Source organism: Erwinia sp. JUb26 (assembly GCF_003751505.1).
Lineage (GTDB): Bacteria > Pseudomonadota > Gammaproteobacteria > Enterobacterales > Enterobacteriaceae > Erwinia.
The window spans coordinates 75,422-92,490 of the sequence record NZ_RJVB01000012.1; the positions used below are offsets into that span (position 1 = coordinate 75,422).

Here is a 17,069-nt window from a genome sequence, read left to right on the forward strand (position 1 = left end):
TCAGGGGTCATCACTATGCTGGAAAGCCGCACTGCGCAGCAGAGCGTCCGCAGTAATCGGAAAATCAAGTTTGCCCTGATGGGGCCTGCCTTCATCGCGGCGATCGGCTATATCGATCCCGGCAACTTCGCCACCAATATTCAGGCCGGTGCCTCCTACGGCTACACATTGCTGTGGGTGGTGGTGTGGGCCAACATCATGGCGATGGTGATCCAGCTGATGTCGGCCAAGCTCGGCATCGCCACCGGCAAAAACCTGTGTGAGCATATTCGCGATCGTTTCCCCCGCCCGGCGGTCTGGTTCTACTGGGTGCAGGCTGAAATCATCGCGATGGCGACCGATCTTGCCGAATTTATCGGAGCGGCGATTGGCTTCAAGCTGGTGTTTGGCGTCAGCCTGCTGCAGGGCGCCATGCTCACCGGGGTCGCCACCTTCCTGATTTTGATGCTGCAAAGCCGTGGACAGAAGCCGCTTGAGTTGGTGATCGGCGGTCTGCTGCTGTTTGTCGCCGCCGCCTACGTGATTGAACTGTTCTTCTCCCAGCCGAAAGTGGTGGATTTACTGCAGGGGATGGCGGTGCCGTCGCTGCCCACCGCTGACGCCGTGCTGCTGGCTGCCGGGGTGCTGGGTGCGACTATCATGCCGCATGTAATCTATCTTCACTCCTCGCTGACCCAGAAAAGCGATGGCGGCACGCGCAGCGAACGCTACAGTTCCACCAAGCTGGATGTGGCCGTGGCGATGACCATTGCCGGGTTCGTCAACCTGGCGATGATGGCGACCGCCGCCGCCGCGTTCCACTTCAGCGGCCACAGCGGTATTGCCGATCTGGATGAGGCATACCTCACGCTTGACCCGCTGCTCGGCAAAGCGGCAGCGGTGGTATTTGGCCTGAGCCTTCTCGCCGCCGGTCTGTCCTCAACCGTCGTTGGAACCATGGCGGGTCAGGTGGTGATGCAGGGCTTTATCCACTTCCATATTCCGCTGCTGGTGCGTCGCGTTATCACGATGGTGCCGTCATTTATTGTCATCATCGCGGGCTGGGATCCGACCCGTATTCTGGTGATGAGTCAGGTGGTGCTGAGCTTTGGTATTGCGCTCGCGCTTGTGCCGCTGCTGGCGTTTACCGGCAACCGTGAACTGATGGGCGATATGGTGAACTCGCGGCTGATGCAGAATATTGGCCGACTGATCGTGGTGGTTGTGGTGGCGCTTAACGGTTATCTGCTGGTGTCGATGGCCGCCGGTATGTAATGTCGTTACGGTGAACAAAAAGGGCAACCCTTCGCGGCTTGCCCTTTTTTTAACTCATTTTTCGGTCATTAATGGTGATGGCGGCGATCGCGGTCGTGCTCCCGCCATTCACGGCGGCGCTCATGTTCCCGCCAGCGGCGCTCTTTCTCCCACTGATGATGGCGGCGCATCTCTTCATGACGTCGCCACTGCTCGTGCCGCCACCAGCGGCCTTCGTTATAGCGATAATTGTTGCGCCACCAGCGGTCGTCCCGCCAGCGCCCGCCATCCCAGTAGCGGCCCCGATCGTCGCGGTCGCCCAAATGTAGAGTAATGCCCGGAGCCAGAGTAATTCTTGCGCTGTCTGCCTGTGCTGTGTGCAGAGCCAGCGGTGATAAACATGCCAGTAAAGCGGCAATCAACAATAAGCGTTTCATATTATCTCCTTATCAGCGGTGCGACTTCCCCGCCGTATCAGCAGAATAAGGACCGAGCCAGCGCGTGACGACTGGCGGAGTCTGAAATGCAGACAAAAATGCGGATTTGAGAATTATCTGGAGATGGGAGGGAAACTGATAGCCAGCCAGCCAGCCAGCCAGCCAATTAGCCAGCCAGCCAATTAGCCAGCCGGCCGGGTTTACCCATCAGCCAAGAATCGCTTCAATCTGTGCCAGCTCTTCTGCGCTAAAGCTGCGGTTATCCAGCATCCCCAGCGCATCATCAATCTGGCTCGTTTTGCTGGCGCCAATCAGCACCGAGGTCACGCGGTCGCCGCGCAGCACCCAGGCCAGCGCCATCTGCGACAGTTTCTGCCCGCGCTGCTGCGCCAGCGTATTGAGGCTGCGAACTTTCTCCATCTTCTCGCCGGTCAGCTGATCTTCGCTCAGGAAGCGGCTGCCGCTGGCGGCACGTGAATCCTCTGGAATACCGTTCAGATAGCGATCGGTCAGCATGCCGCCGGCCAGCGGTGAGAAAGCGATACTGCCAACGCCCTGTTCGGACAGCACGTCCAGCAGGCCCGCTTCCGGTGCGCGCTCGAACATGGAGTATTTCGGCTGATGAATAAGGCAGGGGGTACCCAAATCCTTCAGAATGGCGATGGCTTCGGCCGCCAGTGCCGCAGGATAGTTAGACAGGCCGACGTACAGCGCTTTCCCCTGTCGCACCAGATGGTCGAGGGCGGTCATGGTTTCTTCCAGCGGGGTTTCCGGATCCGGGCGATGGTGATAGAAGATATCGACATATTCCAGACCCATACGCGCCAGGCTCTGGTCGAGGCTGGAAATCAGATACTTCCGCGAACCCCAGTCGCCGTATGGGCCGGGCCACATGGTGTAACCGGCCTTACTGGAAATAATCAGCTCATCGCGCCATGGGCGAAAATCTTCCCGCAGGATGCGGCCAAAATGTTCTTCGGCCGATCCCGGCGGTGGTCCGTAATTATTGGCCAGATCGAAATGCGTGATACCGTTATCAAACGCGTGGCGCAGCAGGTCACGACTGACGTCAACGCGGGTGCTGTCGCCAAAGTTGTGCCATAACCCCAGTGAAATCGCCGGAAGCTTCAGGCCGCTACGGCCACAGCGGTGATAGGTCATATTCTGATAACGCTGTTCATCTGCCTGATAAAACATAGAAAAATCCCGTCAGTTAAGAAGAAGAGTGGCGACATAGTTCACTAGTGTATACGGTTACACTCACAAAAATAGCGCCACGGATCGCAACTCAGGGATAAAATTCAGCGTAACGTTCTGTTGACATTCTCAGGTTTGGCTTTCTGCTAACGGGGTGAAAAATATCGCTAATACTCAGCGTATGCCCCGCAGAGGAGTATGAGCGATGAACGGCTATACCGTAGGTGATTACCTGCTTGAACGTTTGAATGAATCGGGCATTGACCATCTGTTTGGCGTGCCGGGCGACTATAACCTGCAGTTTCTCGACAGCGTGATTGCCCATCCCCGGCTGGCGTGGGTCGGCTGTGCCAATGAGCTTAACGCCGCCTATGCTGCCGATGGCTACGCTCGCTGTCGCGGGGCTGCCGCGCTGCTGACCACCTTCGGCGTGGGCGAGCTCAGCGCCATTAACGGTGTGGCGGGCAGCTACGCGGAGTATCTTCCGGTGGTGCATATTGTCGGCGCGCCGTCGCAGACCTCGCAGCATAACGCTGAACTGCTGCATCACACGCTGGGCGACGGGGATTTCCGCCATTTCCTGCGGATGCATCAGGAAATCTCGGTGGCAAGCAGCGTGCTGACCGCGGATAACGCCGCGGCGGAAATCGATCGGCTGCTGCGCTGTGCGCTGACAGAGCATCGACCGGTGTATCTGCTGCTGGCCACCAACGTGGCGGCAAGCCCGCTGGCACCGCCGTCCTCCCCGTTAGATCTGCGCATCAGCCGCCACGACCGACAGCTGGCGGCGTTTGCCGATGCGGCAGAACAGCTGCTGGCCGGTGCCCGCAGCGCGTCGATGCTGGTGGACTTCCTTGCCGACCGTACGGGGCAGCACGAAAGGCTGGCTGCCTGGCTGCGCGAGGTGCCGATGCCGTTTGCCACCCTGCTGATGGGGAAAAGCGTGGTACCCGAAAGCCTGTACGGCTTTGCCGGAACCTACGCCGGGGCGTCCAGCGCACCGGGCACTCGCGAGGTGATTGAGCAGAGTGAAGTGATTATCACCGTCGGCGTCAAATTCACCGATACCGTCACCGCCGGGTTTACCCAGCAAATTGACAGCAGTAAGACCATCGACGTCGGCCTGAACGCCTGCCGGGTGCGGGAGCGCTGTTTCCACGATGTACCGATGGCGGCGGCGCTGGAAGTGCTGCACCGTCTGGCAAGGCAACACGGCAGCGGCTGGCGGCAGCATATTGTTGCGCCGCCCGTGCTGGAAGAGGATCGCTCAGCCTCGCTAACCCAGGGCAGTTTCTGGCAGGCGATGCAGGCGTTCTTACGCCCGGGAGACATTGTACTGGCCGATCAGGGCACTGCCGCCTTTGGCATTGCCGCGCTGCGTCTGCCGGAAAATACCCGCCTGCTGGTGCAAACCCTGTGGGGATCGATTGGCTACACGCTGCCTGCGGCCTTTGGTGCCGCAACGGCCGAGCCGGACCGCAGGGTGATCCTGATTATCGGTGACGGTTCGGCGCAACTGACCGTGCAGGAACTGGGCACCATGCTGCGCGACGGTCAGCATCCGATCATCTTCCTGCTGAATAACGACGGCTACACGGTGGAACGGGCGATACACGGGGCCGAACAGCGCTATAACGACATTGCGCGCTGGAACTGGACGCACCTGACCCAGGCGCTAAGCCTGGATAACCCGGCGGAAAGCTGGCGGGTGACCCAGACGGTGCAGCTGGAAGAGGTGATGCAGTTGGCGGCAGACAGCTCGCGTTTATCGCTGGTGGAAGTGGTGCTGCCGCGATCCGATATCCCCCCGCTGCTGGCGGCGGTAACGCGTTCACTGCATGAGCGCAATAGCGGCTAGCGGCGGCGAATGCGGCCGTTCAATTCGGTAAATAAACTGAAATTTTCCGAAAGGGCGGATTTTCGCCCGAAACGCTCACCTTTCTTCCCGGTGAGCGTTGTTGTTTTCCCAGTGGAAATTTATAGTGTGTCTACTTGATTAAGCGGAGCAAAACCATAATGACCCAGTATGCTTTGGTAGGTGATGTCGGCGGCACAAATGCGCGCCTGGCACTCTGTCATCTTGAAAGCGGTGCCATCTCACAGGCCAAAACGTTTTCCACCTCGGACTATGACAGTCTGGAAGCGGTGATCCGCACCTGGCGTGATGAACAGCAGCAGGACATTCAGGATGCCTGTATTGCTATCGCCTGTCCGATCACCGGTGACCGTGTGGAGATGACCAATCACGACTGGGCATTTTCCACCAGCGAGATGAAAGCCAGCCTCGGGCTGAAGCATCTGGAAATCATCAACGACTTTACCGCCGTGTCGATGGCGGTACCGATGCTGCAGGAAGAGCACCTGCTGCAGTTTGGCGGCAAAGCGCCGGTGAAAGACAAACCGATCGCCATTTACGGTGCCGGAACCGGGCTGGGCGTTTCTCACCTGGTGCACGTGGACAAGCGCTGGATCAGCCTGCCGGGCGAAGGTGGCCACGTGGATTTCGCGGCCAATAGCGAAGAAGAAGATCAGATCCTCGAAGTGCTCCGTGCCGAACTGGGCCACGTTTCCGCCGAGCGTATTCTCTCCGGCGGCGGGCTGGTGAATCTTTATCGGGCGATTGTGAAATCTGACGGCCGCGTACCGGACGCACTGAAGCCGCGTGACGTGACCGAGCGCGCGCTGGCCGACAGCTGCACCGACTGCCGCCGCGCACTGTCGATGTTCTGCGTGATCATGGGGCGCTTTGGCGGTAACCTGGCGCTGAATCTTGGCACCTTCGGCGGCGTGTTTATTGCCGGTGGTATCGTGCCGCGCTTCCTCGACTTCTTTAAGGCTTCCGGTTTCCGCGCCGCCTTTGAAGATAAAGGGCGCTTTAAAGATTACGTCAGTGATATTCCGGTCTATCTGATCACGCACGATCAGCCGGGTCTGCTGGGTGCCGGTGCGCATCTGCGTCAGACGCTGGGCCAGGTACTGTAAAGCAGCCCTTACGCTGGCTGATGCGTCGTTACAGGCGCATCAGCTGGCGAAACTCCTTCACCTTGCTGCGGCTTACCGGTACCTGGAACTCCAGATCGCGCAGCTTCAGAATATAGGTATTGTTGAACCAGGGTTCGATCTCGCGGATCTTGCCGAGGTTAACGCAGTACGAGCGATGGCAGCGGAAGAAATACTCCTCCGGCAGACGGCTGCAAAACTCGGTCATGTTCATCGACATCACATACTCTTCCCGCCGGGTATACACAAACGTCAGCTTCTCGTGCGCTTCGGCATAATAAATATCGTTGATATCGGTGACGATAATGCGTTCGTCCTTCACCAGATTGATGCTGTGGGAAGCGGGACGCGGGGAGGCGGTGTTCTGTATCTGATCCTGACGGGCGTGGTTTTCCAGCTTGCGCAGCAGGGTGATAATGCGCATTTCGTGGTAGGGCTTAAGAATGTAGTCGAAGGCTTCCAGCTCGAAGGCGTCCACCGCGTGTTCCTTATAGGCGGTGATAAACACAATCAGCGGTTTACTGGCGAACTTGCTGATGTTTTGCGCCAGCAGCATACCGTCCAGCGAGGGAATATTGATATCCAGAAATATCACGTCCACCTGGTGGCTTTGCAGATATTTCAGTACGTCCAGCCCGTCATCAAAGGTCGCTTCAATCACAATCTGGCTGTGCTGACGGATAAGCCAGCTCAGTTCCTGCTGGGCCAGAAATTCATCTTCAACAATAATCGCTTTCACAACGTTTTCCCGGTTACAAAAATTATACCGACAGCGAAATACGCTGGTTTTCTGGCAGCGGTGACCCATTTTTACTGATGTAAAAGGAAATCTCCGTACCCGGATTCAGCCGATGGATATGCAGGCCTTCACCATACAGCAGCCTGACTCGATGATGAACGTTCAGCAGGCCGATTTTATTCCCCGGCATCTCGTTATTTTCTACCCTGGCGATGACATCCTCGGCGATGCCGTTGCCGGTATCGCGCACCGCAATTCGCACGCGATCGCCCTGATCTTTGATACTCAGCGTCACTACGCCCTTGCCCCGGCAGGGATGAATGCCGTGAACGATCGCATTCTCGATCAGTGGCTGGATCAGCAGGCTGGGCAGCGAACAGCTGACATCTTCCTGAATATCGTAGATCACCGTCAGCTTATCACCGAACCGTGCCTGCTCAATGGTGATGTAGTCCTTCACCTGATACAGCTCTTTCTTGATATCGATGATCTCATCATCGTTCAGTTCCAGGTTGTAGCGCAGATAGCGGGAGAGGTTAGTGATCAGCTGCCGCGCCGTATCCGGATTAAGCCGGATAGAGGAAGAGATGGCATTCAGCGCATTAAACAGGAAGTGAGGGTTAATCTTGCTTTGCAGCGCCCGCAGTTCGGCCTTATTGGCCATTTCCCGCAGCTGTTCGGCGCGCGAGACTTCCAGCTGGGTGGAAATAATCTGCGACAGGCCGATGGCCATTTCCTTCAGCGAAGAGGTAATCCGGTGCGCGTGGCAGTAGTAAATCTTCAGCGTGCCGGTGACTTCCCCTTTTTCCCACAGTGGGATGACAATCATCGAATGGATTTCCGGCGTGCGGTGGGCTTCATCATTGTTCTTAATGATGATTTTACCCTCGGAAATCGCCGCAGAGGTGGTCGGGCTGATGCCGTCATCGCCGCTGCGGTAGTTCTCTTCGCCAAAACCGACGTAGGCCATAATCTGATGTTTATCGGTGATTGCCACGGCATCCGCTTTGATATCGCTGCGGATGATTTCGCACACCTGGCGCAGAGAATGGCTGTTGATCTGGCGGAACAGCGGCAGGGTTTTATTGGCAATATCCAGCGCCAGCTTGGCCTGGCGCGCCGCACTGGCCTCTTTTTCCCCCTCCACGCTTTGTACCAGCAGCACGATCAGGCCGATGCTGCTGGCCCCGAGGATCATCGGGATGGCGATTTCAGAGACAATATCAATCCCTAACGAAGTGGGTGAGGCCCACAGCACAATCAGCAGCATGGTCAGCGACTCGCAGAGCATGCCGCCGATAATCCCCACGCTCCAGCGTTTCTCTTTTACTACCTTGAGATTAATCCAGCCGGAGGCGATACCGGCCACGATGCTGGTAATCAGGCAGGGGACCGAGGTGACGCCGTGAATATCGATCAGGAAACGGTGGACTCCGGCAATCACCCCGGTGGCAATGCCCACCCAGGGGCCGAACAGGATCCCGCCGGACATAATGGCAATCGTGCGCACGTTGACCAGCGAGCCTTCAACGTTGATGCCGGTCCAGGTGCTGAACAGGGCAAACAGCGAGAAAATGGCGGTGACGGCGAACAGTTCCTGACGCGAGTGCTCATCCTTCTGCAGCAGCTGGCGAAAGTGGCGCGTACGGGTTAGAAAAAACAGGCTGATTAGCATCAGCGCTGCGCGGTCGAATACGGCGAGCAACATTTCAAACATAGAGTGCACGGGCATCTCGGTTGACGAGGGGCAATGCGCCTATGATAAGAAAAGGCGGGCGGATGTGCTATGCCTGCGCAGCCTTTGGCGGCATTGATGTACTAATTGGGGAAAAGTTGAGTAACAAAAAGAGGATGTTGATGATTTCGACGGTTTTGAGCCGGATTGATGTTTTTACGCCGATAATTGAGGAAAAGCCCTAATTTAAAAGGGGGTTATCGTGGGTTTCATTATCATGACAGCGATATGACAATGAATTTTTCATTAATAGAGGAAAAACCAAGTGCTAAAAAGAGGATGTAAATTTACGGCTTTGCGACATAAAACAGAGTAAGAAAACCCGTTCTTTCCATATTCTCTGGCAAAACCAGGCTGAGTCTTTTTTCCGCGATATGAATAACCCTTTTGACAACGTTGAGATCGGCCATCCAAAAATGGATTTTGCGACGCTACCCTGTCGTTGTGCGCTGATTTTTTTGCTAACTTCTCCTCATCAGCGAGTGAAAAGCGGCACTTAAAAAGCATCCAGCGTCTGGGTTTTCCCTTTTTTTGAGATATCTATGCAACTGACCACCGAGCGATTAATTCTCACCCGGCTGCAGCCGGAAGACTGGCAGCTGTTTTTGCAGGTGCACAGCGATGAAGACAGTATGCGATTCATCAGCGCCGTGCCGCAGTTGGCGGACATCCGCCAGCGCTTTCAGGATCGCCTGGCGCCCTGGCAGATCACCAGTTTTCATATGCTGTGCCTGGTGGTGCGGCGTAAAGCGGATGGTGAAGCGGTAGGGCTGATCGGCACCAACGCCGAATGGGCACCGTACCGACAGGCGGAAGTCGGCTATTCGCTGCTCAGCACCCATTTTGGCCGTGGCTACGGCAGCGAGGCGCTGGCCGCGCTGAGCGAGTATTTGTTCCGCGAATGCGAGTTCCACAAGCTGAAGGCGCAGGTGGTGGAGGGCAACTGGGCTTCACGCCGGGTGCTGGAAAAAAACGGCTTCGCGCTGGAAGGCACCCTGCGGGATAATTACCTGCTGCGCGGCCAGTGGGTGAATGACTGGCTGTTCGGGCGCGTAAATCCGCTGGGATAAAAAATTTTATCCGGCCTATCGACAGCCGTTGGAATATTACGCTATGTTCGTTGCACGGCCACCGCAGTGGCCGGCGTCGCTCGGACGGTCCGGGCGCTAACGTAAGCGAGCAAAAATACTATGGCTGATATCAGTTCAACCCGTCGTTTCTCCCGTATCGAACGCCTTCCCCCGTACGTGTTCAACATCACCGCTGAACTGAAGATGGCCGCACGCCGTCGCGGCGAAGATATTATCGATTTCAGCATGGGCAACCCCGATGGCCCGACGCCACCGCACATCGTCGAGAAGCTCTGCACCGTTGCCCAGCGCGAAGACACCCACGGCTATTCCACCTCGCGCGGCATTCCGCGCCTGCGCCGGGCGATTTCACGCTGGTATGCCGATCGCTACCAGGTGGACATTGACCCGGAATCGGAAGCAATTGTCACCATCGGCTCGAAAGAGGGTCTGGCGCACCTGATGCTGGCGACGCTCGATCACGGCGACACGGTGCTGGTGCCCAATCCCAGCTACCCGATCCATATTTACGGCGCGGTGATTGCCGGTGCGCAGGTGCGATCCGTGCCGCTGGTGGCGGGCGTCGATTTCTTTAACGAACTCGAACGCGCTATTCGCGAAAGCTATCCCAAGCCAAAAATGATGATCCTGGGCTTCCCGTCCAACCCGACCGCGCAGTGCGTAGAACTGGACTTCTTCGAGCGGGTTATCGCCCTGGCGAAGCAGTACAACGTGCTGGTGATTCACGATCTGGCCTATGCCGATATCGTTTATGACGGCTGGAAAGCGCCGTCGATTATGGAAGTGCCGGGCGCACGCGATGTGGCGGTGGAGTTCTTCACTCTGTCGAAAAGCTACAATATGGCCGGCTGGCGTATCGGTTTTATGGTGGGGAATAAAGATCTGGTTTCCGCGCTGGCGCGCATCAAAAGCTACCACGACTACGGCACCTTTACCCCGCTGCAGGTGGCGGCCATTGCCGCGTTGGAAGGCGATCAGCAGTGCGTGCGCGATATTGCCGAGCAGTACAAGCGCCGCCGCGACGTGCTGGTGAAAGGGCTGCACGAAGCGGGATGGATGGTCGATAATCCGAAAGCGTCCATGTACGTGTGGGCCAAAATTCCCGAGCAGTACGCTCATCTGGGATCGCTGGAATTTGCCAAACTGCTGCTGCAGGAAGCCAAAGTCTGCGTTTCGCCGGGAATTGGATTTGGTGACTACGGTGACACCCACGTACGCTTTGCGCTGATTGAGAACAGCGATCGTATTCGCCAGGCGGTAAGAGGGATCAAAACGATGTTCCGGGCAGACGGCATTCTGCCATCTGCCGCGAAAGGTAGCGCGGAAACGCTCTGACAGCGAGCGGAACTCAAACCGGGTCAGGCACTGCCTGACCCTCTTTTCGGGAAGTTCTACAGCATCAGATAAAAGGTGCCGACCCACAGTACCAGGATAAACGAAATTCCCATAAACGCGTATTTCACGAACAGCTCCTCTGCGCGGTTACGGCTTTGGCGATCCCGGACCAGCGTAACGCGAACAGAATCAACCTCAGGCGGACTTATTAATGCCGGACGCGCTGAGGCAGTGTCGCCGTGGGGAACCCACGGCAGGATCGATCGCTAATTTACCCGCATTGCCTGGCAAAATAAAGGCGATTGTGCTGAGAACTTTCTCACATTTAGCGAATTTTTAATTCTGGGATCACCGACATTCCCACCCGCAGACGAGCCAGATCCGGCTGATCCTTCTCCAGTACGATTTTAACCGGCAGGCGCTGAACCACTTTGGTGTAGTTGCCGGTGGCGTTATCCGCGGTGATCGCCGCAAACGTTGAACCGGTGGCCGGGGCAATACTGTCGACATGGCCGCGCAGCGTCACGCCGGGCAGGGCATCGACGGTGATGCTGACCGGCTGACCGCTGCTGACGTGCGCCAGCTGCGTTTCCAGGAAATTCGCCAGCACGTAGCTCTGCTGTAGCGGGACAACCGCCAGCAGGCGCGTTCCGGCAGAGACCCACGCCCCTTCGCGCAGCGAGCGCTGGCCCACCGTACCAGAAATCGGCGCGGTGATGCGGGTATAGGAAAGATTCAGCTCGGCCTGGTCGACGCTGGCTTTTGATGCGGCAATATCGGCTTCCGCCTGGCGCACGCTGGCCTGCAGCACCGGTACCTGCTTACGCGCGGCCAGCACGGCGGCCTGGCTCTGCTTCACCTGTGCGGCGGCGCTCAGCATGGTGGAGTTCGACTTCTGCTGTTCGTCGGCGGTTGCCGTGCCGCTTTTCAGCAGCTGGCGGTAACGTTCTGCGTTTTGCCCGGCGTAGTTCAGTGAGGCCTGGCTGGCGCTGACCGCCGCTTCATTCTGCGCAATGGTTGCCTGCTGCTGATCGAGCTGCGCCTGCACGCTGCTCAGTTTGGCTTCGCTAATCTGCAGGTTCGCCTGCGCCGTCTCCAGCGCGACGCGGTAGTCGCGATCGTCAATCGTCGCCAGCACGTCACCGGCTTTCACCTGCTGGTTATCCGCCACGCTGACCTGGCTGACATAGCCGGAAATTTTCGGTGCGACCAACGTGTAGTCGGCGGTGACCACCGCATCGTTGGTGCGATAGTCATGGCTGCCGATCGCCGACCAGATAAAGAAGGCCATCCCCAGCAGCGCCAGCAGCAATAGCGCCAGCAGTGAGGTACGTTTTGCAGGTGTGAAACTCATGATGTTGTTCTCGTTGTTGGCGGAGCAGATTGAATTAAGGTTTGCGGCGGCCAGACGCGTTTAGGCAGCCAGGCGGTCAGCACCACCAGCAGCAGGGCAAAGCCGATAATCAGCTGATAGGTATCGCTGATGCTGAGGATCGTCGCCTGATGTTTGACCAGCGTACTGAAGTGGCTGAGATTTTCCGTCGAGCTGGCTGAACCGTCGGGCAGCAGCGGCTGGAGGCTGCTGGCCGTTTCACTGCCTGTCGCCGTCATCAGCCAGGGGCGGTTGCCCAGATTATCGACCAGCACGTGGGAATGGAACTTCTCGCGATGGGTGAGGAAATTCTCCACCAGGCTGCCGGCCGCAACGCTGGAAAAGCCGCGCACGGTATTAAACATCGCCGAGGCAAACGGCCCTTCCGGCGGCATAACCATGCTGGTGGCGCTCATCAGAACCGGCAGGATCATCATCGGCTGGCCGAAGGCCTGCAGTACTTGGATCAGCCAGAAATTCTGCCGCGCCCACTCACCGGTCAGCTGTGTGCCCAGCAGGCAGGAGGCAATCATCAGCCCGGCTCCGGCGGTAAGTACCCAGCGGCAGTCCACCTGACGCAGATTCAGTAAAGTGGCGACAAGCGGCGCGATCAGCAGCTGCGGCAGGCCGATGGTCAGCGCCAGCGGGGCAAACTGCGCGGTGCGGAACCCCTCGATCTGCGCAAAATATGCCGAAGGCAGCGCCGAACCGGAGAGCGACACCATCAAAACCCCCGCCAGAACCAGCAGGCCGTGGGCCAGATTCTTACGCTGCAGCATCTGCAGTTTAAACAGCGGCAGCGGGTGATACCACTCGTTAATAAAGAAGGTCACCAGCAGCGCGGCGGATGCCAGCAGCATGCCGGCGATCAGCGGCGATTCGAACCATTCAAGCCTTTCACCCTGTGTTAAACCGAGGATCAGCAGCGCCATCCCGCTACAGCCGGTCAGCATGCCGAAGGCATCGATCTGCCGCAAACGCTCCAGCCGCAGCGGATCCTGCGGCAGCCCCCAGCCGATCAGCAGGGCGGCGATCAGGCAGGGCGGGATCACCTGCCAGAAAGCAAACTGCCAGCCAACCGAATCGGTCCAGAAGGCGGCGAGGGAGGCGGCCATGTTTGGGCCAAAGGTCGCGGTCATCGCATAGGCTGCCAGCCCGTAAAGCTTGATGGTCGGAGGCAGGAAGCGCAGCGCCACGGTCATCAGCATCGGGGGCAGCGCGCCGCCGAACAGGCCCTGAATCACTCTGAGCGTAATAAACAGCGTCGGATCCGACACTAACGGCTGCACCACCGCCAGGCAGGCAAACCCTGTCGCCACCACCAGGGTAAAGCGACGCAGTGAAAAGGTCACCGCCAGCCACGGGGCGATCATCATCGCGGCGACTTCAGCCGCCTGGTAGGCAGAGGTGATCCAGCTGCCGGTATCGTAGTCGATGCCGATCGCCGCACGGATATCCGCCAGCGCCAGATCGGTAACACGATCGTTAAGGCCGGAACTGAGCGTGGCAATCAGTACCCCGATCAGCCCGAGAGCCAGGCGCAGGGTAAAAGGGTGCGGCGGCGGCATGGCCACCGGCGGGCTGTTCATAGCAGGTGCTCCGGGAGGATTATTATTATCGATGCAGTGTATTGCATCGTGATACATTGGCGCAGATATTACATGTTGATGCAGTGTATTGCAATGCGATGCAGTGTGCCGGACGGGGTAAATAAGTGCTACAGTAAGCCCGACATCAAGGAAAGAGAATCGCTATGTCTGAACCCTCAATACCGCACGATGAAGAAAAGACCGGTGGCATTCAGGTCATTACCCGTGCGGCAAAAATTCTGGATGCGCTTGGCGCAAAACCTAACGGCATGAGCCTCGGCGAAATTGCGCTGGCGGTGGATTTGCCACGATCAACCGTGCAGCGCATTGTTGCCGCGCTGGATTCCGTACAGCTGGTTCGCAGCCCCGGTGCGGGCGGAGTGCGCCTCGGCCCGGCTCTGTTGCGGCTGATTGCCAACGTGCATACCGACGTGGTGGCGATCGCCCAGCCCTGGCTTCAGGCGCTGTGCCAGGCAACGGGCGAAACGGTGTCGCTGGGCAGGGCCAGCGGGCTGCAGCTGGCGATAGTGCATTACGTGGTGGCCGACCGCGAGCTGCGTGTGGTACCGCGCATCGGCATGAACCTGCCGCTCTACAGCACCTCCGGCGGCCGCGCGCTGCTGGCGCTGGACAGCGATGACGCCGCGCGCGATCTGCTCGGCGAAGCCTACCAGGCGATCACCGATCTTACCGTGCGGGATTTCCCGGCGCTGCTGGCACATTTAACGGAAATTCGCCACACCGGTCTGGCCTATGACCGTGGCGAAACCCTGGAAGGTGTATCCACGATGGCCGTTGCTATCGATACCATTCTGGGGCGTTTTTCCATCAGTCTTCTGGTTCCCACCCCCCGTTTTGAAAGATTTGAAGATCATTACCGTCAGGAGATCCTGAAATGTAAGCTCGGGATGGTGGATGAAATTGGCAAAGTGGCATTGCGTGACTCACAGGAGAAGCTATGAAAACGCTTTTGGTCGCCGTTGATAACTCTGGGATTGCTCGTAAGGTCGTGGCGCTGGCCACGGAACAGGCGCTGGCGCTGCGGGCTGAAGTGGTGGTGCTGTGCTGTATTGACGTCAGCTATGCCTCATCCGGGCCGTTTGAGATTGAAGCGGGAGAAGATCCCGGTGATTTCGGCATGGCGCTGGACGAACAAAACACCGCCGAAGCCGTGGTGCGCCGCGCGCTGGCAGAGCTGCAAAAATCCGGCGTAACGGCCCGCGGACGAGTGATTGCCGGTGAATCGGCGGAAACCATCGTTGCCCAGTCCAACGCGCTGAACGCCGCGATGATTATCATGGGGCGGCGGCACCTGTCTTCATTCAATCGCCTGCTGAAAGGCTCGTGCAGCGCGTCGGTTATCGAACGCGCCAGCTGCCCGGTACTCGTCGACGTTCGGGCGGATTAAGCCCTTTTTATCTCAGGCCGGAATACCCGGCCTGACTGCATCAGGAAAACCGTTTTGATTTATCAACCCGTATTTATTTCTTCAGCGATTGCGCTGGTCTGGCTGGTGGTGATTGCGCTTCTGGTGAAGCGCGGCAGCCTGGGGAAAATTGCCGCTCTGCTGCTGCTGGTTATTCCGCTGGCGGCGGGCAACTTTTATTACTTTCGCTGGATGGCACCGCAGCAGGCGGAGACCGCCCGGCTGGATGCCGCTCAGTTGAAGCTGGCGACGCAGCCGGTATGGCGTACCATCAAAGTGCAGCAGCCGGCGCTTTACAAGCAGGCCAGTGATGAGCTGTTGAACGGTCTGCAAAGTGGTCTGACCGAGCAGCAGGCCTTTGACCGCCTGCGTCCGCTGGCGGCAGATTTGCTCAATCAGCGAATTAACGCCGCCGCCGATGAAGATCTTATCGGCTATATGAAAGTCTCGCTGGAGGAGATGAAGCAGCTCCGCCAGCAGAGCGCCGATCGCTGTTTCCGCTTCCTGTTCCCGCAGGTCCGGGGAGGCGTGGATATTGCCGAGCTGCTGCCGCAGCCGCTGGTTGAGAGTGAGATGCAGGCGATGGACCGGCTGTTAGTCAACAGTCGGGATGGCGATCGTGTTGTGGATCTGCCGCGTGGGCGCAAGCAGCTTCAGTCGGTGGTCAAGACGCTGTACGGCAAGTGGGGCAGCGACTTACAAACCCTGAATACACCGGCAGAACCTGGCGTGGATGAGAGCAAACTCTGCGATATGACCATCGATCTTTATCAGTCTGTGCTGGCACTTGCGGATAAAGATTCAGCCAACGTTTTGCGTATAATTATTAGTGGAACAGGTAATTAATCCTGAAAAAAAGCCCGCTCGCCGCGGGCATAAGTCATCAAGTAAAGCAATGATATAACAATAAAAACCTGGTGTGGTTCAGACAGTTGCGCTGTCTGGATGCATAGTCGCACTGAAAGACGGATAACGCCAGGCGTCTCCCCGAATTGATTCAATCGGTAAAACATTGCATTTTTCTTCTCTGCGCGCTGTGAGGGTTACAGGCGTGGCGTTGAGTAAAAAAATGCAAATGCGCCGTAGTCTGATAGTCCCCGGAGGCGAGGTTGTTATCATGCTGCCCGGAGGAAAAGAGCAATGATGAAAACAAAAATAACCGCCTTAGTGGCACTGCTGCTGCTGGCGGGCTGTACGTCCAGCAAGCCTGGCGCATTTGAAAAAGTGGACGAAGATCCGGCGGTAAATACCGTGCAGTATCGCTTTAACCCGACCAAAGTGGATAAAGTGGCGCTGGCTGAAGATATTGAACGTTACTGCACCGAAAAGGGATTTGATAAAGTAGAAGCGCTGTCTCCGCAGGAGAGCCACGTACCGGGATTAATGAAAGCCTGGTATCAGTGTAATTACAGTATTAAAAGTTAAAAAAATGGGCGGATGATTATCCGCCCAATCTTTATCAACAATCACTACCTTTATTTATTGTTATCTTGCCGTGTGCAGGCTTTGCCCGCCGTCGGTGAGAGTCCTCACCAGATTAGGTTACCAGCCCCGATGCGGGCCGCCGCGATGGTAGCCGCCATGATAGCCACCACCCCCGTGATATCCGCCGCCGCCATGATGAGGTGGGGCCACGATACAGCCACTCAGCATAATAATCAGTGCCATTACTGAGGTTGCTTTCATTATATTTTTCATCATTTCACTCCTGCCATTTCGATACGTACAAAGTTAACAAGGCAAAGTGGAGAAATAATGCGGGAATTGTAGAGTTATTTATTCAGATATTTCAAGTTATGTCTGGGTGAAAGCTATAACTCGACCCTCTTAATATTAAATAAGAATAGTATTAAATATAGACCGCGCTGATAAGAATCATCTTAAATTAATATCAGTATCGGGCTCGTCCTCGTTA

Annotated in this window: 17 protein-coding genes; 9 read left to right on the forward strand and 8 right to left on the reverse strand. The window is 57.2% G+C overall.

Annotation, left to right across the window (positions count from 1 at the left end):
• Positions 1 to 15: 15 nt before the first annotated feature.
• Positions 16 to 1,254: an Nramp family divalent metal transporter gene (locus tag EC836_RS23520; RefSeq protein ID WP_123337710.1), complete on the forward strand. Its 1,239-nt coding sequence runs from the start codon at positions 16 to 18 to the stop codon at positions 1,252 to 1,254.
• Between the two features lie 68 nt (positions 1,255 to 1,322).
• Here EC836_RS23520 and EC836_RS23525 read toward each other — a convergent pair whose 3' ends face one another.
• Together EC836_RS23525 and mgrA are read right to left on the reverse strand one after the other, a co-directional pair.
• A complete protein-coding gene (locus EC836_RS23525; RefSeq protein ID WP_123337712.1) occupies positions 1,323 to 1,670 on the reverse strand; it encodes a DUF2502 domain-containing protein in 348 nt (115 codons plus the stop codon).
• A 207-nt stretch (positions 1,671 to 1,877) separates the two neighbouring features.
• Positions 1,878 to 2,867: an L-glyceraldehyde 3-phosphate reductase gene (mgrA, locus tag EC836_RS23530; RefSeq protein ID WP_123337714.1), complete on the reverse strand. Its 990-nt coding sequence runs from the start codon at positions 2,865 to 2,867 to the stop codon at positions 1,878 to 1,880.
• Positions 2,868 to 3,072: 205 nt separating this feature from the next.
• On the opposite strand from mgrA, the gene EC836_RS23535 reads away from it, so the two are divergent.
• Together EC836_RS23535 and glk are read left to right on the forward strand one after the other, a co-directional pair.
• A complete protein-coding gene (locus EC836_RS23535; protein ID WP_123337716.1) occupies positions 3,073 to 4,725 on the forward strand; it encodes an alpha-keto acid decarboxylase family protein in 1,653 nt (550 codons plus the stop codon).
• Positions 4,726 to 4,883: 158 nt separating this feature from the next.
• Complete coding sequence (glk, locus tag EC836_RS23540) at positions 4,884 to 5,849, forward strand: glucokinase (RefSeq protein WP_123337718.1); 966 nt, start codon at positions 4,884 to 4,886, stop codon at positions 5,847 to 5,849.
• 28 nt (positions 5,850 to 5,877) lie between these two features.
• Here the strand turns inward: glk and EC836_RS23545 are convergent, their stop codons facing one another.
• Both EC836_RS23545 and EC836_RS23550 read right to left on the reverse strand, forming a co-directional pair.
• Positions 5,878 to 6,606 carry a LytTR family DNA-binding domain-containing protein gene (locus EC836_RS23545; protein ID WP_123337720.1) on the reverse strand — a complete coding sequence of 243 codons (729 nt, stop codon included), beginning with the start codon at positions 6,604 to 6,606 and terminating at the stop codon, positions 5,878 to 5,880.
• A 22-nt stretch (positions 6,607 to 6,628) separates the two neighbouring features.
• Positions 6,629 to 8,314, reverse strand: coding sequence for a sensor histidine kinase (locus EC836_RS23550; protein WP_123337758.1), 1,686 nt, complete (start codon positions 8,312 to 8,314; stop codon positions 6,629 to 6,631).
• A 569-nt stretch (positions 8,315 to 8,883) separates the two neighbouring features.
• Between EC836_RS23550 and EC836_RS23555 the strand changes: the two genes are divergently transcribed.
• Together EC836_RS23555 and alaC are read left to right on the forward strand one after the other, a co-directional pair.
• Positions 8,884 to 9,411, forward strand: coding sequence for a GNAT family N-acetyltransferase (locus EC836_RS23555; RefSeq protein ID WP_123337722.1), 528 nt, complete (start codon positions 8,884 to 8,886; stop codon positions 9,409 to 9,411).
• A gap of 120 nt (positions 9,412 to 9,531) precedes the next feature.
• Complete coding sequence (gene alaC / locus EC836_RS23560) at positions 9,532 to 10,767, forward strand: alanine transaminase (protein ID WP_123337724.1); 1,236 nt, start codon at positions 9,532 to 9,534, stop codon at positions 10,765 to 10,767.
• A 56-nt stretch (positions 10,768 to 10,823) separates the two neighbouring features.
• Here the strand turns inward: alaC and ypdK are convergent, their stop codons facing one another.
• The 3 genes from ypdK to EC836_RS23575 form a co-directional block, all read right to left on the reverse strand.
• On the reverse strand, positions 10,824 to 10,895 hold the full coding sequence (ypdK, locus tag EC836_RS25175; RefSeq protein ID WP_105593363.1) for a membrane protein YpdK: 72 nt from the start codon (positions 10,893 to 10,895) through the stop codon (positions 10,824 to 10,826).
• A gap of 197 nt (positions 10,896 to 11,092) precedes the next feature.
• Positions 11,093 to 12,121 (reverse strand): HlyD family secretion protein, encoded by a 1,029-nt coding sequence (locus tag EC836_RS23570; RefSeq protein ID WP_123337726.1) that lies wholly within the window; start codon positions 12,119 to 12,121, stop codon positions 11,093 to 11,095.
• Complete coding sequence (locus EC836_RS23575; RefSeq protein ID WP_123337728.1) at positions 12,118 to 13,728, reverse strand: MFS transporter; 1,611 nt, start codon at positions 13,726 to 13,728, stop codon at positions 12,118 to 12,120. Before EC836_RS23575 ends, EC836_RS23570 begins: the two co-directional genes overlap by 4 nt.
• Positions 13,729 to 13,892: 164 nt before the next feature.
• Here EC836_RS23575 and EC836_RS23580 point away from each other — a divergent pair, with 164 nt between their 5' ends.
• From EC836_RS23580 to EC836_RS23595, 4 genes are all read left to right on the forward strand, one after another.
• Positions 13,893 to 14,690, forward strand: a complete 798-nt coding sequence (locus EC836_RS23580) for an IclR family transcriptional regulator (protein WP_123337730.1) — start codon at positions 13,893 to 13,895, stop codon at positions 14,688 to 14,690.
• Positions 14,687 to 15,136 carry a universal stress protein gene (locus EC836_RS23585; protein WP_123337732.1) on the forward strand — a complete coding sequence of 150 codons (450 nt, stop codon included), beginning with the start codon at positions 14,687 to 14,689 and terminating at the stop codon, positions 15,134 to 15,136. Before EC836_RS23580 ends, EC836_RS23585 begins: the two co-directional genes overlap by 4 nt.
• Positions 15,137 to 15,193: 57 nt before the next feature.
• Positions 15,194 to 16,000 carry a hypothetical protein gene (locus EC836_RS23590; RefSeq protein WP_123337760.1) on the forward strand — a complete coding sequence of 269 codons (807 nt, stop codon included), beginning with the start codon at positions 15,194 to 15,196 and terminating at the stop codon, positions 15,998 to 16,000.
• A 297-nt stretch (positions 16,001 to 16,297) separates the two neighbouring features.
• A complete protein-coding gene (locus tag EC836_RS23595) occupies positions 16,298 to 16,579 on the forward strand; it encodes a hypothetical protein (RefSeq protein WP_123337762.1) in 282 nt (93 codons plus the stop codon).
• Between the two features lie 117 nt (positions 16,580 to 16,696).
• On the opposite strand, the gene EC836_RS24765 is transcribed toward EC836_RS23595, so the two are convergent.
• Complete coding sequence (locus EC836_RS24765) at positions 16,697 to 16,855, reverse strand: hypothetical protein (protein WP_158612811.1); 159 nt, start codon at positions 16,853 to 16,855, stop codon at positions 16,697 to 16,699.
• Positions 16,856 to 17,069: the final 214 nt, after the last annotated feature.

Excerpts from the sequence above, each read along its gene's own strand:
- EC836_RS23520 (WP_123337710.1), top strand. The coding sequence starts at position 16 with ATGCTGGAAAGCCGCACTGCGCAGCAGAGCGTCCGCAGTAATCGGAAA.
- EC836_RS23525 (WP_123337712.1), bottom strand. The coding sequence starts at position 1,670 with ATGAAACGCTTATTGTTGATTGCCGCTTTACTGGCATGTTTATCACCG.
- mgrA (WP_123337714.1), bottom strand. The coding sequence starts at position 2,867 with ATGTTTTATCAGGCAGATGAACAGCGTTATCAGAATATGACCTATCAC.
- EC836_RS23535 (WP_123337716.1), top strand. The coding sequence starts at position 3,073 with ATGAACGGCTATACCGTAGGTGATTACCTGCTTGAACGTTTGAATGAA.
- glk (WP_123337718.1), top strand. The coding sequence starts at position 4,884 with ATGACCCAGTATGCTTTGGTAGGTGATGTCGGCGGCACAAATGCGCGC.
- EC836_RS23550 (WP_123337758.1), bottom strand. The coding sequence starts at position 8,314 with ATGTTGCTCGCCGTATTCGACCGCGCAGCGCTGATGCTAATCAGCCTG.
- EC836_RS23555 (WP_123337722.1), top strand. The coding sequence starts at position 8,884 with ATGCAACTGACCACCGAGCGATTAATTCTCACCCGGCTGCAGCCGGAA.
- alaC (WP_123337724.1), top strand. The coding sequence starts at position 9,532 with ATGGCTGATATCAGTTCAACCCGTCGTTTCTCCCGTATCGAACGCCTT.
- EC836_RS23570 (WP_123337726.1), bottom strand. The coding sequence starts at position 12,121 with ATGAGTTTCACACCTGCAAAACGTACCTCACTGCTGGCGCTATTGCTG.
- EC836_RS23575 (WP_123337728.1), bottom strand. The coding sequence starts at position 13,728 with ATGAACAGCCCGCCGGTGGCCATGCCGCCGCCGCACCCTTTTACCCTG.
- EC836_RS23580 (WP_123337730.1), top strand. The coding sequence starts at position 13,893 with ATGTCTGAACCCTCAATACCGCACGATGAAGAAAAGACCGGTGGCATT.
- EC836_RS23585 (WP_123337732.1), top strand. The coding sequence starts at position 14,687 with ATGAAAACGCTTTTGGTCGCCGTTGATAACTCTGGGATTGCTCGTAAG.
- EC836_RS23595 (WP_123337762.1), top strand. The coding sequence starts at position 16,298 with ATGAAAACAAAAATAACCGCCTTAGTGGCACTGCTGCTGCTGGCGGGC.
- EC836_RS24765 (WP_158612811.1), bottom strand. The coding sequence starts at position 16,855 with ATGATGAAAAATATAATGAAAGCAACCTCAGTAATGGCACTGATTATT.